Raw genomic sequence first — 15382 nt, 5'->3', positions numbered from 1 at the left:
GAGTAATCCGTTGTGAATCACGCAACTCGCAAGCCCGGTGTTAAGGGATGGGCCATCACCCTTGGTGTATTGGTTGGTCTTTTCGTGATCGCAGGCGTGGCCTACGCCTTCGATGTAGCCACAAACCAGGGAAAGATCCCGCGAGCGGTGTCCGTGGGCGGGGTGGACATCTCCACCATGGAACGCCCCGATGCGGTGGCGAAGCTGCAGCAAGAGCTGGGCGGTGCGGAATCCGAGCGGGTAACTGTCACCGCCGGTGAGAAATCCACCCAGTTTATCCCCAATCAGGCCGGCTTGCGCCTGGATGTTAAACAGGCCGTGGAGGGCATCCCGGACGCGTCCTTGAACCCGTTCGCCCGCGTGTACTCATTCTTCAAGCCGACCACCGAGTATCCGGTGGATACCCAGGTGGACCGCGCGGCGTTGCTGCCCGTGTTGCAGCGCATCGAGAACGAGCTCAACGCCGAGCCCAAGGACGGCGCGGTGGGCTTTGAGGGTGGCCAGGTTAAGGTCACGGAGCCAATCGTTGGCCAGAAGGTGGATCCCGCCGAGGTGGAGGAAGCCATAAAGACCACGTGGCTTGATCCCGAGGGAATCACGCTGGAGGTTACCGAGGAACAGCCGCGGATCGGCGAGGAGCAGGTCAAGGCCATGGCGGAGGGTGAAGCCGCCGCGGCGGTGGATGGCCCGCTGAAGCTATTCGGCCGCGATGACGTGGTCGCCGAATTGGGCCCGGAACAGATTTCCTCCTTCCTGCGGGTGGATGCCGAGGGGGACCGCTTGGCGCTTAACGTCGACGAGGCACTGGCCCGGGAGAAGTTCGCGGAAATCCTCTCGGTGACCGAGAAGGAAAAGGTCAATGCCCAAATTTCCTTCGCGAGCGGCGTCAAGTCCATCACCCCGCACGTGGACGGTGAGGTCATCGATTGGGAGGCCACGATGGCCGATTTCTATCGGCGCGTCGTGGGCGAGTCCGAACGCGAGTGGGAGGCGGTCTACAAGGACGAGCCCGCAACGTTTACCTCCGCGGACGCAGAGAATGCCACCTTTAACGAGGTGGTGGGTGAGTTTACTACCTCCGGTTTCTCGGGCCCTTCGGGCACCAACATTGCGCTGACCGCGCAGATGGTCAACGGCGCCATCGTGGCCCCGGGGGATGTTTTCTCTCTCAATGGTTACACCGGCCCGCGTGGCACGGCGCAGGGATTCGTTGAGTCCGGCATCATCATCGACGGCCGCGCGGGTGAAGCGGTAGGCGGCGGCATCTCCCAGTTCGCCACCACGTTGTACAACGCGTCCTACTTCGCGGGCATGGAGGACGTGGCGCACACCCCGCATTCCTATTACATCTCCCGCTACCCGGCGGGCCGCGAGGCCACCGTCTATGAGGGTGCCATTGACCTGCAGTTCCGCAATTCCTCCCAGTACCCGGTCATGATTGAGTCCTTCGTTAGCGGCAACTCCGTGACCGTGCGCCTGTTGGGCGTGAAGACCGTAAACGTGGAATCCATCTCCGGCGGACGCTGGGCCCAGACTCAGCCACAGACCCAGAAGTTGTCTGGTGATGATTGCATCCCTACCTCCGGAATCCCCGGTTTCACCACCTCCGATACCCGCGTGATTTCCGATCTCTACGGCTCCGAGATTTCACGTGAAACCATCACGACGGTCTACGACCCGCAGCCGATCGTGACCTGTTCATAAAGGCCAGTGGCGCCCCACGGCGAAGGTTCTAAGTAAACAGTAAGTTAACTGGGGGCAACCTTATGGTAAATTTGGTTGTCTCTCCGCGCGATTTTAAGCGCCGTAACCTGTCTACAGAAGAACTGAACACATGTCCTTTTCCCTGCTGGCACTGCTGTGCTTGGTGGCCCTGATTGGCCCGCTGCTGAACTTGAACCGCAAGTTCCCCGTGCCCATGGTGGTCGGCGAGCTCATCGTGGGCATCATCGTTGGCCAAACGGGCCTGCAAATCTTCGACGCCTCCGATGAAACCTTCACCTTCATGGCCGAGGTTGGCTTTGCGCTAGTCATGTTCGCCGCCGGCGCGCACGTGCCGCTGGGCCCCGAACTGCTGGGCCCCGCCCTGCGCAACGGTGCGCTGCGCGCGGCGTTCGTGGGGGCCCTATCCGTACCGGCGGGCCTTGGGTTGGCCCACCTCTTCGGGTCAGATAACGGCCTGCTCTACGCGGTTATCCTTGCCTCCTCCTCCGCCTCTCTGGTGATTCCCTCCATGGGCAACACGCCTATCGCCGGCCGGCAGGGCGTGGAGTTCCTAGTCCAGATCGCCATTGCCGACGCCGTGGCGATCGTCTTGCTGCCGCTGGCCATTGAGCCTTCCCGCGCGGCGCGGGCCGCCCTAGGGGCGGTGATCGTCATCCTCGTGGCCGTGGCCTACGGAATCTTCATGGACCGTTTCAACATGCGCCAGGTGCGCAAGGTCTCCAAGAAGAATGGTTTTGCCCTGGAGATCCGCATCCTGCTGGTCGTGCTCTTTTCGCTGGCGGCCATCGCGGTGGCGATGAACGTATCCGTGATGCTGGCCGGGTTTGCGCTGGGCATCGCCGCTTCCTATGCGGGCCAGCCGAAGCGCCTCAAGCGCCAGACCTTCGCGCTGACCGAGGGCCTGTTTGGCCCGCTGTTCTTTGTCTGGCTGGGCGCGTCCATCGATCTGCGCCAGCTGGCCGAGCACCCCAAGGCCATCGGCCTGGGGCTCGGGCTTGGCCTGGCGGGCCTGCTGGTCCATGGCGCCAGCGGATTCCTCCGCCTGCCTTTCCCCCTGGCGGTGGCGACGGGCGGTCAGCTGGGCGTGCCCATCGGGGCCGTCACACTCGCACTTACCGCCGGGACCATGGAGACGTGGGAGGCCCCCGCGATCTTCCTGGGGGCCGTGGTGACCATCGCGGGCGTTGCTGTCACCATGCCGTTGGTCCGCCAATTCTTCAAAGCGCAGCAGCGCGCTGAGCGGGCCGGCGGGGAGGAACTCCCGGCAAAGCGCCACGTCGACGCCCGCGTGGAGGGCTAAGGGGCGGTTGCGGCCCCGCGGCGGGGGCGCGCTTTACCTTGAGGTTTTTGGTTACGGTGACATCGGCGCCGTCGGCAAGAATGTTGCCCACGGGGTCACTGATGACACCGCCCACGGGTAAGTCGCCGGGCGCGCCGGCAACGGGTCCATCTCCCAGGGGGATCCGGAACCGCACTGGGGGCACGGCGCGGGGGCATCGGCTTCGCCCAGGCGCCGCTTTTGTTCCTAGTGCTCGCCCTCGGCGAACTCCTCGACGATCTTTGCGTTAAACGCCGGCAGATCGTCCGGCGTGCGGGAGGTGACCAGGCCGCTATCGCAGACGCATTCCTCATCAACCCAGGAAGCGCCGGCGTTGGTTAGGTCGGTCTTCAGGGATGGGTAGGAGGTCAGCGTGCGCCCGGAGATGACGTCCGCGTCGGTGAGGATCCATGCCGCGTGGCAGATGGCGCCGAGTGGGCGGCCGGCCTCCACGTGCGCCTTCACGATGGCCACCGCGTCCGCGTCCAGGCGGATCTGGTCGGCATTGCCGGTGCCGCCGGGCAGGATGATGCCGTCAAAGGTGGTCTCGCGCTCATCGGCGAAGGTGGAGTCTACGGTGACTTGGGTGTCATTCTTGCCGGAGATGGTGCCGGTCTCCTTAGAGACAACGCGCACCTCAGCCCCGGCGTCCTTGACTGCCTGGAGCGGGGAGGTCAGCTCAGAGTCTTCGAAGCCGTCCACGGAGAGAACTGCGATGAGTTTGCCTTGTAGGTTGCTGGACATAAGTGAAAATCACTCCTTAAAATTGCGTCCCACAAACCGGCGGGCTTGCGGACCGCCCAGCCTACGCTTCTTGCGCGGGATTCGCTTTAAGGGCCGTGTCTTAAGGGCTGTCCTCCAGCACGCGCGATAGCAGCGTATAAAGCTCTTCTTGCTCCGCCGGGCTGAGCGCACCGAACATTCGCTGGGATATTCGCGCGCGCGCCTGCCGGGTGGCCTCAAGGTGGCTTATCCCGGCGTCCGTGGCGGTCACAATCTTGGCGCGCCGGTCCGCCGGATCGGGGGCGGTGGCCACCAAACCTTCCGCGGTGAGCGCGTCCACGACGTCCGTGACGGCGCGTGGGGTGATCTTCAGCTGCTCGGCCAGGCGGGCCGGGCGCACGTCCCCCTCAGCGATGATCCGCAGGGCCCGCATTTGGTGCGGTGCCAGCGGTAATTGCCTGCTGCTGCGCTTAATCTGGCGGGAGATTTGGGAGACCATATCGCCCAGATCAACGTCTCTTGTGCTCACGTGGGAATAATATCACCCTTAATGAGGTTGATTACATTGTGAAGTAACTACATAATTCTTTTTGACACGAAGGGAGGCGCTCATGAGAACGCCACACGCTCCTGCGGCCGCGGTCAAGCGCCCCGAGGATCTCGAACAGCTCGACGCGTCCCCGGTTAAATTTTCCCGCATCGCCCGCCTCTTCGCCGCTCACAAGGCGGCCCTGCTGTTTATCGTTGTCCTCATCGTGGCCACCTCAGGCCTGACCGTGGTCCAGCCGTTCCTGGTCCGCCGGACCGTGGATGAGGCCATTCCCAACCAAAACGTGGAGCTCTTGCTCTGGCTGGTGGGCGGCATGATTGGCCTGACGGTGCTGACGCAGGCAATCGGCGTGATTCAGACCTACCTGTCCACGCGCGTGGGCCAGGGAATCATGCATGAACTGCGGGTCGCCGTGTTTGGCAACCTGCAGCGCCAGTCGTTGGAGTTTTTCACCAAGAACCGCGGCGGGGAGGTGCAATCCCGCCTGACCAATGACATTTCCGCGATGCGCTCCGTGGTCACCACCACCGCAACGTCTATTGCCACGAACGTCACTATGACGATCGCCACGATCGTCGCGATGGTGGCGCTGAGCCCAACCCTGTCCCTGCTGTCCTTAGTGGTCCTGCCGCCGGCCATCTGGCTGACCCGCCAGACCGCGCTGCTGCGCCGCAAGATCACCGAAAAGAATCAACGAGCCCAGGCCGAGATGCAGCAGACCATCACTGAGAACATGTCCGTCTCCGGGGTGCGCCTGGCCAAGACCCTGGGCGCCCAGGATCGCGTGTTCGATAGTTTCAACTCCGTATCCGAATCCCTGGTGGGCCTGGAGTTGGAATCCCAGCTGGCGGGCCGCTGGCGCATGGCTTCCATGCAGGTCATCTTCGGGGTCATTCCGGCGTTGGTATACCTTGTTGCCGGATTGCCGGCAACAAGCAACGGGATGACCATCGGTACGCTGATTGCATTTTCCACCCTGCAGACCCAAATTTTCCGCCCGGTCACCGGCCTGCTCAACGTGGGTGCCCAATGGGTGGCCTCCATGGCTTTGTTCAGCCGCATCTTTGAATACCTTGACCTTGAGCCCGAGGTAGTTGAGCCTGAGCAGCCCAAGGTCCCGGCCACCAATGACGTCCGCTTCCGCAACGTCAGCTACCGCTACTCCGGTTCTTCCGATACCGCCCTTACCGGCATCAGCTTCACCATCCCCGCCGGCACCACCACCGCTTTGGTGGGCCACACCGGCTCCGGTAAATCCACAGTGGCATCCCTCATGGCGCGCCTGGCGGACCCAACCTCCGGCGTAGTTGAGATTGGCGGGGTGGACCTGCGGGATATCTCTTCCGCGGACCGCGCCGAGCGGATGGGCGTGGTCTCCCAGGAGACCTACCTGCTGCACGCCACGGTCCGTGAGAACATGCTCTTCGCCCGCCCCGATGCGTCCGACGCCCAGATCTGGGCCGCCCTGCGCACCGCCAACGTGGACGGCGTAGTAAGGGCGCTGCCAGAGGGGCTAGACACCGTGGTTGGTTCCCGTGGCTACCGCTTCTCCGGCGGCGAACAGCAGCGCCTGTCCCTGGCACGCACCCTGCTGCGCGATCCGCAGATCCTAATCCTGGACGAGGCCACCTCCGCCCTAGACAACGAGACGGAGCGCGCAATCCAGGAGGCCGTGATCGAATCCCAGGCCACCCGCCTGGTCATTGCCCACCGCCTGTCCACCGTGCGCGACGCGGACCAGATTGTGGTCCTCGATGGCGGCCGCATCGCCGAACGCGGCACCCATGAGGAGCTCATGGCCCTTGATGGCGCATACGCCTTATTGGTCCGTGCCGCTGAGCGCTCAGAATCTGATGAATCGGCCCTCGTCTAAGCGCCTGCTTTAACCCCAAAAGTGTGCCGCCCCTCCTTGGTCTTTATCACAAATGGCCAGGTAGCGGGCGGCTTGTTGCTACCATTGGCCAATAGCCCGTCTTCCTAGCCTGCCTCGCCGCAGAGAAGTGAGTAAAGCCCATGCGTTCGCCAAAGCTCGTGATGACCACCGGCGCTTTGATCTCCGCCGCCCTCCTGGCGGCAGGTTGTTCCAACCCGGACTCCCGTCAGCCCGCCGCGCCGGAGAGCACCGTTGAGGTCGCCGAGACAACCACCACCTCCGAGGGCGCCGCCGGCGTGTGCGGCCCCGGCGATGAGGCCGGAGGGGACGGCTCGGAGGAGGCGTGCGCGCCGGGGGAGAGCTCCTCTGCCTCTGAAACCTCGGCATCGGTTACGAAGTCCGCCGAGCCTTCCGGCTCAGCGTCGTCCACCACCTCATCGGCCTCGGCTGCCGCCGATGCCTCTTCCGCGATTGGTAACCACGCGGTGACCGTGACGGACACCGGAATCGTTGTCGGCGACCCCGAGGCCGCGCACAGCGTTCAGATTTACGAGGACTTCAACTGCCCGCACTGCGTCAACCTGCACAAGGTGCTCAGCGAGGACGGCTCCATTGACCGCTGGATTGAACAGGGCGCCTCCGTGGAAATCATCCCGGTCAACTACCTGGGCCCACGCACCACGCATGACTTCTCCGGCCGGGCCGCCGCGGCGCTTAACTTGGTAGCCTCCAAATATCCGGACAAGTTGGGCGACGCCCAGGCGGCCCTCTTTAACGCCCGCCCGGAGGCGTCCACTACCACCCTCAGCGATTCGGAGCTGATTGAGGCGCTGGAGGACGCGGGGATTGAGCTCACCGCCGCCGACGGCGCCGCCCTGGCCGGCGGCGAGTACGACGAATGGGTAGACGGCGCCACCGCCGGTGCCGCCGAGGCCGGCGTTACCTCCATCCCGCAGGTCTGGGTCGACGGGGAACGCGTTGACAAGGACACCCCCGAAGAGTTGGTGGCGGGCGTTAAATTCGACTAGCCCGCAGGGCGGCGGGCTAAAACGCAACAATCCCGTTCGATCATCGTGCCGAGACCCCCGCGCACGCCACGATCGAACGGGATTGTTGCATTAGGCGCCGCTGGGACCTCAGCGTCGCGGGGCTAACCCCGCGACCTGCGGCACCCTAAACGGCAAAATTCCCTGCCGCTACCTAGATTCGCTGGTAGCGGCAGGGAATTATTTCAGTGGAGCCGGCGACGGGAATCGAACCCGCACTCTCAGCTTGGGAAGCTGATGTTCTACCACTAAACTACGCCGGCATTTAGCCGTTCGATGAGTCCATGCGGCGCAACCGCCACGGACTGGCTAAGGGTTAATCATACTCTATCTTGGGCGTAGAATTCGAAACTTGAGGTAGACGCCCTGTTAGACGGAGTTAAGGGCTCCGGCGTGGCGATGTTGATTCGTTTGCTGGCCTGGAAGTGGGGGCCGGCCCCCAAAGTATGAGAAATCTGGTTGGCGGGCATTAAAAATGGGTGACGGATAGTTAGTTGCCTACTTTAAGGATGCGAGGATTTCGATGCGTAGTAAAGGACCGAACAAGCTGGTAGCCGCTTCGGCGGCCGGATTTCTGGCGGTATCCACGCTCGCGGCCTGTGGTGACAGTGGCTCGAGTGAGCCGGTCGAAACCACGGTGACCGAAACGGTCACTGAGACCTCGGTTGTGGAGTCCACCGTGACCGAAACCGAAACGGTAAGCGACGCAGACGTCTCAACGTCGGCGGATGATGATTTTCCGGATGATGATGTTGACGAAAGCAGCTCTAGCGACTCGATTGAGGACGTCTGGGATCCTGTTCGCGATGGTGGCTCGGCGGCAGATCCATATGCTTAATCCCGGAAGGGAGATAGGTGAAAGGCCGGGGTTGTCCCTGAACCCTTTCGCGGGTATTGAGCTGGGCTAGTAGTATGACAGACGTGCTTCTTTCAGATCGTGATATCCGTTCAGCAATCGACTCCCAGCAGCTCATCATCGAGCCCTATGTGCCGGAGATGGTTCAGCCGTCCTCCATTGACGTGTGCCTGGACAAGTTCTTCCGCGTGTTTAACAACTCGCGCTATACCCACATCGATCCAAAGGAAGAGATGCCTGATCTCACCAGCCTGGTCGAGGTGGACGAGGATGACGCGTTCGTATTGCATCCCGGGGAGTTCGTCCTGGGCGCAACCCTGGAGAAGTTCACGTTGCCCAACCACTTGGCTGGGCGTTTGGAGGGCAAGTCCTCACTGGGGCGCCTGGGCCTTTTGACCCATTCCACGGCCGGATTTATTGACCCCGGATTCTCCGGCCACATCACTCTGGAGCTGTCCAACACCGCGAACCTGCCAATCAAGCTGTATCCGGGCATGAAGGTAGGCCAGCTGGCCCTGTTTGCTATGACCTCCCCGGCGGAAAGCCCATACGGCACCGGCGCATTGGGATCTAAGTACCAGGGGCAACGCGGCCCAACCCCGTCGAAGTCTTACCTTAATTTCCGTTAGTCACGTATCTGAAGCCCAAAAAATAGCCCGTCTCCAGGAGGAGGCGGGCTTAAATCTTGGGGTTACTGCTTATACCCCACCAGGAAGTCGCCGAGGCGTTCCATGGCGTTTTCCAGCTGGGAGGCCCACGGGAGTGTGACCACGCGGAAGTGGTCTGGGGTTGGATAGTTAAAGCCCGTGCCCTGGACCATCAGTATCTTGGTCGCCTTGAGCACGTCCAGCATCAGCTTGGAATCATCGTGAATCTCATAAACCTCCGGATCCAAGCGTGGGAACGCGTACAGCGCGCCCATTGGCTTCACGCAGCTCACGCCCGGGATCTCATTGAGCTTCTTCCAGGTGATATTGCGCTGCTTGTGCAGGCGTCCGCCGTCCGAGGTCAACTCGAAGATGGACTGTCGCCCGCCTAAAGCCACCTGGATCGCGTGCTGCGCCGGAACGTTGGGGCACAGGCGGGTGCCGGCCAACAGTTCCAGGCCCTCAACGAAACCCTTGGCGTGGCCCTTGGGGCCCGTGAGTACCATCCAGCCCGCTCGGTAACCGGCCACGCGGTAGGCCTTGGACAGGCCGTTGTACGTGATGCACAGCAGGTCCGGGCAGAGGGAGGCGATGGAGACGTGCTTGGCGTCGTCGTAAAGAATGCGATCGTAGATTTCATCTGCCAAGATGAGCAGGCCGTGCTCGCGCGCGATCTTTACAATGCCCTCCAGCACCTCACGCGTGTAGACCGCGCCGGTTGGGTTATTAGGGTTAATAACAACAATCGCCTTGGTCTTGTCCGTGATCTTGGATTCGATATCCTCCAGGTCCGGCATCCAGTTCTGCTCTTCATCGCACATGTAGTGCACCGGGGTGCCGCCGGCAAGCGAGGTGGCCGCAGTCCACAGTGGGTAATCCGGGGCGGGGATGAGCACCTCGTCGCCGTTGTTGAGCAGGGCCTGGGTGGTCATGGAGATGAGCTCCGAAACGCCGTTGCCGAGGAAGACATCATCGATATCGAAGTGCGGGAAATCCTCGAGCTCGTAACGCGTCACAATCGCACGGCGTGCAGGAATAATGCCCTTTGACGTGGAATATCCCTGGGAGGTTGGGAGCGCCGCGATCATATCCCGCATGATTACATCGGGCGCGTCGAAGCCGAAGATCGCCGGGTTGCCCGTGTTGAGCTTCAAGATGGAGTGACCATCGAGCTCCATGCGCTCCGCGAGGGCGGAAACCTCACCGCGGATGTCATAGGCAACGCCCTTGAGTTTGTCTGCTTCGTCAAAAGTGCGTTTATATCCTGAGCGTGTCATGGCGAATATTGTGCCACCTTTGCCCGCCCCAGTGGTAGCCCCCGCGAAAATTATCCCGGGCTACCCCACAACAAAACCACCTGTGTTGCGCCGGTTTAGTGCTGCGATTCGGCGGCTGGGGGCCAGGCGGCCAGGGGCTGGAAAATCTCAAAAGACTGGTCACAAACGACCAACATCAAGAAAAACGCCGGGATTCCCCGAATTCCACAGGCCTCTGACCGTGGTGTCAGTCTTTTGCAACCAGTCTTTTAGCCCGTAGGGGCCTGCCAAAGAGCCAACGCACCACTGAGGCGAATCCCAACGGGAGTAATACACACCTAACCCGCCGGTTACTTTTTGCCGTTCCATTTGCTCAGCTGGCGCTTGGCCAGATCCATGGCCTCGCCGGTGAGCTCGTTGGCCTGTTGACGGCGTTCCGCCCACAGCTGCGCCTGAAGCGCCTTGCGCTGCGCGGCCTCCTCTGCGTTAGCGGCCTGAAGTTCACGCATACGCTGGCGTTCAATCTGTCGCGGGCTTGGCGTGTACCAGTGCGCGGGTCCGATCTTGGCCACGTAAAGCATAATCCAGGTAACAGGCACCAGAACCGCCAGCGCCAGCGCTCCTACGCCGAGCGTGACGGAACCCATGTCAACCGCCACGGCCGTCATGAATATGGAGGCTGGGCCCGCAACAAACGTCGTGGCCAGTGCCGTTGCAAGGCGTGGTTTGGCGCCGGCCTGGCGGGCACGGTCAATGTCTCCCTGGCTGTAGATTTTTACTTCCGTGGATGCTTGCGCCGGGATATCCGCGAAGATAGGAACCAGCTCGCGGCGGGTCGTGGCCGCCATGATGTCATCGGAGCGCTCTTCGAATTCCTCGATGGTGAGGCGTCCTTCCCCCACGGCGCGCGCCAATTGATTCATGGCGTCATTGCGCTCAGAGTCAGACAAACGGAAGGCATTGCCGTGCGGATTATTCATGGCAACAATCTTAATACCTAGAGGTCCTTCAATTCCTTTTTAGGTTCCGGGGCCTCTTCAACTTCGGAATTGTCCCCCAAAAAGCCCGCAATCAAAGGGAAGATGAGCACGGTCAATGCGCCGCCGGCGATGAAGATGGATGCTTGTTCATTGGTCACAATCTCGGAGCCTTGCGCCAGGGCCATGACCGCCACGATAATCGGCAGGCCGGTGGCCGAATACAGGGATACCTGCAGGCGCTCGCGCACCGTCTCAATATCGGAGCCGGTGTGTCCCACATTTTCGCGCAGGAATACCGGCAGCCCGCGGGTAAAAAGAATCAGCAGCGGCACGGCCAGCACCAGTAGCGGCTCGTCCTTGATGACGTTCCAGTCCAGCGCCATGCCGGAGACCACAAAGAAGACCGGAATAAGGAAGGAATAACACACCACGTCTAGGCGGTGCTCAAGGCGTTCGTGGAACTCGTCCGGCACGATCTGGTTGAAAATGATGCCGGCGGCGAAGGCGCCCAGCACAATGTCGAGCTCGAATACCGCTGCCACTGCCATGAGGATGGCCAGCACCAGCAGGATCAAACGCATGATTGTCTGGTTTGTGGAGGCCGCCCCCTCCAGGAATGCCTCTTTCACCAAGGGCATCAACTTGCCGACGACCCCCGGCAGCAGCGCCAGCAACACCGTTATGCCAAGGAAGGCAAGGAGGATAAGGCCTGTTTCCCAGGTAGCGCGGGAGGATAGCAGCAGCGCCATGGCGGCGATGGGCATAACCTCACCGACGGCGCCGTGAATCATGACCGACTGGCCCACCCGAGTGTCCATCAGTCCGTTTTGCTTGAGCATCGGAACGATGGTTCCCAGCGCCGTGGAGGTCACTGCGATGGCGAGAACGAAGGCAAGGGGGAGGCCATCGTTGAGGAGGAAGTAGGCGCCTATCACGCTGGCAATGGCGCACAGCACCCACGTCGACATGGCCGTGCGGGCCTCTTTGCTCTTGAGCGAGGAAAGCTCAATTTCAAAACCTGCAAGAAGGAAAAGGGCACCCATGCCTAATTCCTTAATAAGGCTGATGCCGGCGTCCTCCTGCGCGATATCCAGGACGGAGGGGCCGATGATCATGCCGATAATCAGCAACAATGCCACCGCTGGCAGCTTCCATCGGAACATGTAGCTAATTAGCGGCGCTAGGAGCGCCACTGTCATGATGATGGCGAATGACACCAAGGAATCGGTGTGCTGGGATTCGGCTGCCGCGAGCACCAGCGGCGTGGAGTTCAAGTGCATGACCAAAGACTAGTCACAGGATTCCAGATCCGCGGAAAATGACCACGCACTTTTTCCCAGAAACTACTTAGCCGGTGGCGCTGGCGGTGCAGGTGGTGCCGGTGGAGTTGCTGCTTGTGGCGCAGTGGACCTCGGTGGTTCCGGCGCACTAGGTGCTGCGGGTGCTGCGCTTGGTGGCTGAGGGGCTCCCGTTGCCGGAGCTGCCGGAGCTGCTGGCGCTGCGGGCGCTGCGGGAGCAGTAGGTGCCGTGGGTGCCGGTGGCGCTGGCGGTGTAGGTGGTGCCGGTGGAGTTGTTGCTTGTGGTGCAGTGGACCTCGGTGGTTCCGGCACAGTAGGTGCTGCGGGAGCAGCTGGAGCAGAAGGTGCCGCTGGAGCCGGCGCCTTTGGGGCTGGCGCTGCTGGCGTTGCCGGTGCTGTTGGTGCTGCGGGAGCAGTAGGTGCCGTGGGTGCCGGTGGAGTTGCTGCCTTTGGTGCAGCGGACCTCGGCGGTTCCGGCACGCTAGGTGCTGCTGGGGCTGCGCTTGGTGTCTGAGTGGCTCCCGTTGCCGGAGCAGTGGGTGCCGTGGGCACTGCGGGTGCTGCGGGAGCAGTAGGTGCCGTGGGTGCCGGTGCCGCTGGCGCTGCTGGTGCCGCTGGAGCGGGTGCCTTTGAAGCTGGCGCTGCGGGTGCCGCCGGAGCTGCTGGAGACTTAGGCGGTGTTGCTGCCTTAGGTGGTTGCGGAGCCCCTGGGGCAGCGGGAGCCGGTGCAGTTGCCTGCTTAGGCGCTGGCGTGGCAGCTGCCTGTGGCTGTGGTTGGGCCGGGGCTGGGGTCGGCGCCTTAGCCTGGACCGCCGATTGCGGCTCTGGCAGCGGCTCAGGTCGCGGCTTGGACGCGCGGACAACCGGCGTACCCAAGAAGGACTTGGGGCGGGGTGCGGGGAGGGCCCCGGAGGAATCGGAGATGGAAGCGCGCAGGCGGGAGGCCACGTCCTGGACCTGTGCCTGGGGTTTGCTTTCTGCGTTCTCTGCGTTGCTAGCCGCCTTGGAAGCCAGGGACTTCACGCCGCCGGTCATCATGACGTTGCAGAACGGGCAGCCGGTAACAATTTCCTCGGCGCCGGTCTGCAGCGCCTGCTCCGTGCGGAATTCGTTGATGCGCTGGCCCAGTTTTTCCTCCTGGAACATGCGGGCACCGCCGGCACCACAGCAGAAGGCTTCCTCGCGAGATTTGTCCATCTCGGCTAGGTGCGCGCCGGTGGCTTCAATGAGTTCACGCGGTGGGTCATAAACCTTGTTGTGGCGGCCCAGGAAGCAAGGATCGTGGTAGGTAACCGGCTTGCGGTTTTCCGGTCCACGCGGAACCGGGGTCAGCAGGCCATCGCGGACCAGGCGGTTGAGCAGCTGGGTGTGGTGGAAGACCTCAAAGTGCCCATCGAAATCTGGGTATTCGTTGCGGATGGTGTTAAAGCAATGAGGGCAGGTGGTTATAATCTTGCGCTGTTCCTGGGGGACGCCTTCGAAGGCCTCATTGAGGGTGGCGATGTTTTCTGCGGCCAGCATCTGGAACAAGAATTCGTTGCCCGCGCGGCGGGCTGGATCGCCCGTGCAGGTCTCGCCGGTAGCCAGGACGGCAAACTTCACGCCCGCGGTGTGCAGGAGATCGACGGTGGCGCGGGTCGTGGCGCGGCCGGCATCATCGTAGGCGCCGGCGCAGCCGACCCAGTACAGGTACTCGAAATCAAGGTCACGACCGGCGGATACCTCTTCGCTGACGATTGGCACTTCAATGCCATCAGCGCGGGCCTCCTCAATCCAGCTCTTGCGCTCGGAGGAGTTACGGCCCCACGGGTTGCCCTTGGTTTCGAGATTCTTAAATAACCCCGTGAGTTCAGAGGGGAATTCCGAGTCGTGAAGCACGCGGAAACGTCGGAGGTCCGCGAGGTGATCGATGTGTTCGATGTCTACCGGGCACTGGTCCACGCAGGCGCCGCAGTTGGTGCAGGACCAAAGGACATCATCGGTAATGACGTCAGACATGGACTGTGCCATGGAAAGGACATCGACTCCGGCATGGGAGTTGTCCGGCGTGAGGTCAGCATGGAGCGCCGCTTGCTTGATATCAAGCATGACCTTCTTTGGGCTCAGAGGTTTATTGGTGTTCCACGCGGGGCACAGGTCCTGGCAGCGGCCGCATTCGGTGCAGACGGTGGAATCCAGCAGCATCTTCCAGGAAGCATCCTGGAGGGTGCCCACGCCGGGACGGTCCTCATCCTCGAAGTTGTCCATGGTCAGGGCCTTGCCCTGGGAAGACATCGGTTTCAGGGCGCCCAGGGCCTTGGTGCCATCGGCGTTGCGCTGGAAGAAGATATTGAAAAACGCGGTGAAGCGGTGCCAGGCCACGCCCCAGGAGAGGTTGCGGCCCACGAGGACTAGGAAGAACATGCCGGTCAGGAGCTTGACCAAGGCAAAGGCGCTGATCATGACCGGGGAGGACGGCAGCGCCTGGGCGATGAGGCCAGAGATTGGGTCAGCCCACGTCCCGCCGCCATAGGTGGCGATCTTTCCGGCCTTGACGAAGAGCATGCCAAGGCCCTCGATGAGGACAATGGCCTCGATAAGGACGGCGGAAAGCTGGTTGGAATTGTAGAAGCGTGACAGGCGCTCGCGGGTGCCCGCGTTGAGGCGCACGGCGATGAGCACGCAGATGCCCAGGACCGTGCCGATGGCGAGCAGCTCCTCGGCCAGGCGATAGGCGGTGGTCTTGGAGATCCAGGGCCAGCCGGCATCGGGGCGGAAGGCCTGGATGTAGGCTTCGAACCACACGATGGAGCCAAAGATAAAGCCCACCATGACCAACCAGTGGGCGGCATTTACCAGCGGGCGGCCCTTGAAGTGCGTGTGCCCAAAGACTTCCTTGAGCACCTGGAGAAAGCGCGCGCCGGGCCTATCGGTGCGGGAGCCCGCGGGCAGCGGCTGGCCGGAGCGGATGAAACGGTAAACCTTGACCGCGCCGCGGATGAATATGAACCAAGCGGGTAGGGACAGTAAAACACCCAAGATGCCAAGAATCATGGTGGTGGTAGTCAACGCGCGCCTCTTTATTTGTGTGCTCGGTTCGTGCTCCGTTCACTTTAAGCGTAGGTGTGTGG

General features: G+C 62.1%; 12 protein-coding genes and 1 tRNA gene. 6 read left to right on the top strand and 7 right to left on the bottom strand.

Annotated features, from left to right (window positions below; genetic code table 11):
* Positions 1-12 precede the first annotated feature (12 nt).
* Together CENDO_RS10355 and CENDO_RS10350 are read left to right on the top strand one after the other, a co-directional pair.
* Positions 13-1704, top strand: coding sequence for a VanW family protein (locus tag CENDO_RS10355; protein WP_246014283.1), 1692 nt, complete (start codon positions 13-15; stop codon positions 1702-1704).
* A 130-nt stretch (positions 1705-1834) separates the two neighbouring features.
* Positions 1835-3025, top strand: a complete 1191-nt coding sequence (locus CENDO_RS10350) for a cation:proton antiporter (RefSeq protein WP_136141943.1) — start codon at positions 1835-1837, stop codon at positions 3023-3025.
* 225 nt (positions 3026-3250) lie between these two features.
* Here CENDO_RS10350 and CENDO_RS10345 read toward each other — a convergent pair whose 3' ends face one another.
* A complete protein-coding gene (locus CENDO_RS10345; RefSeq protein WP_136141942.1) occupies positions 3251-3787 on the bottom strand; it encodes a type 1 glutamine amidotransferase domain-containing protein in 537 nt (178 codons plus the stop codon).
* A 100-nt stretch (positions 3788-3887) separates the two neighbouring features.
* A complete protein-coding gene (locus CENDO_RS10340) occupies positions 3888-4295 on the bottom strand; it encodes a MarR family winged helix-turn-helix transcriptional regulator (RefSeq protein WP_136141941.1) in 408 nt (135 codons plus the stop codon).
* Between the two features lie 82 nt (positions 4296-4377).
* Between CENDO_RS10340 and CENDO_RS10335 the strand changes: the two genes are divergently transcribed.
* Complete coding sequence (locus CENDO_RS10335; protein ID WP_136141940.1) at positions 4378-6189, top strand: ABC transporter ATP-binding protein; 1812 nt, start codon at positions 4378-4380, stop codon at positions 6187-6189.
* A gap of 140 nt (positions 6190-6329) precedes the next feature.
* Positions 6330-7217 (top strand): DsbA family protein, encoded by an 888-nt coding sequence (locus CENDO_RS10330; protein WP_136141939.1) that lies wholly within the window; start codon positions 6330-6332, stop codon positions 7215-7217.
* Between the two features lie 207 nt (positions 7218-7424).
* Here CENDO_RS10330 and CENDO_RS10325 read toward each other — a convergent pair.
* Positions 7425-7498 (bottom strand) — tRNA-Gly (locus tag CENDO_RS10325).
* 260 nt (positions 7499-7758) lie between these two features.
* Here CENDO_RS10325 and CENDO_RS10320 point away from each other — a divergent pair.
* Positions 7759-8073: a hypothetical protein gene (locus CENDO_RS10320; RefSeq protein ID WP_136141938.1), complete on the top strand. Its 315-nt coding sequence runs from the start codon at positions 7759-7761 to the stop codon at positions 8071-8073.
* An 83-nt stretch (positions 8074-8156) separates the two neighbouring features.
* The gene (gene dcd, locus CENDO_RS10315) at positions 8157-8720 is read left to right on the top strand and encodes a dCTP deaminase (protein ID WP_136141937.1); all 564 of its coding nucleotides are present in this window, start codon (positions 8157-8159) and stop codon (positions 8718-8720) included.
* Between the two features lie 62 nt (positions 8721-8782).
* Here the strand turns inward: dcd and CENDO_RS10310 are convergent, their stop codons facing one another.
* From CENDO_RS10310 to CENDO_RS10295, 4 genes are all read right to left on the bottom strand, one after another.
* Positions 8783-10015 carry a pyridoxal phosphate-dependent aminotransferase gene (locus CENDO_RS10310; protein ID WP_136141936.1) on the bottom strand — a complete coding sequence of 411 codons (1233 nt, stop codon included), beginning with the start codon at positions 10013-10015 and terminating at the stop codon, positions 8783-8785.
* Positions 10016-10344: 329 nt separating this feature from the next.
* On the bottom strand, positions 10345-10974 hold the full coding sequence (locus CENDO_RS10305; protein ID WP_136141935.1) for a DUF1707 SHOCT-like domain-containing protein: 630 nt from the start codon (positions 10972-10974) through the stop codon (positions 10345-10347).
* 17 nt (positions 10975-10991) lie between these two features.
* A complete protein-coding gene (locus CENDO_RS10300; protein ID WP_136141934.1) occupies positions 10992-12254 on the bottom strand; it encodes a cation:proton antiporter in 1263 nt (420 codons plus the stop codon).
* 63 nt (positions 12255-12317) lie between these two features.
* Complete coding sequence (locus CENDO_RS10295) at positions 12318-15305, bottom strand: (Fe-S)-binding protein (RefSeq protein ID WP_136142268.1); 2988 nt, start codon at positions 15303-15305, stop codon at positions 12318-12320.
* Positions 15306-15382: the final 77 nt, after the last annotated feature.

The organism is Corynebacterium endometrii, from assembly GCF_004795735.1.
Classification (GTDB): Bacteria; Actinomycetota; Actinomycetes; order Mycobacteriales; family Mycobacteriaceae; genus Corynebacterium; species Corynebacterium endometrii.
Note: the sequence above shows the minus strand (reverse complement) of the source record. Positions and strands in the feature narration are given on the sequence as shown.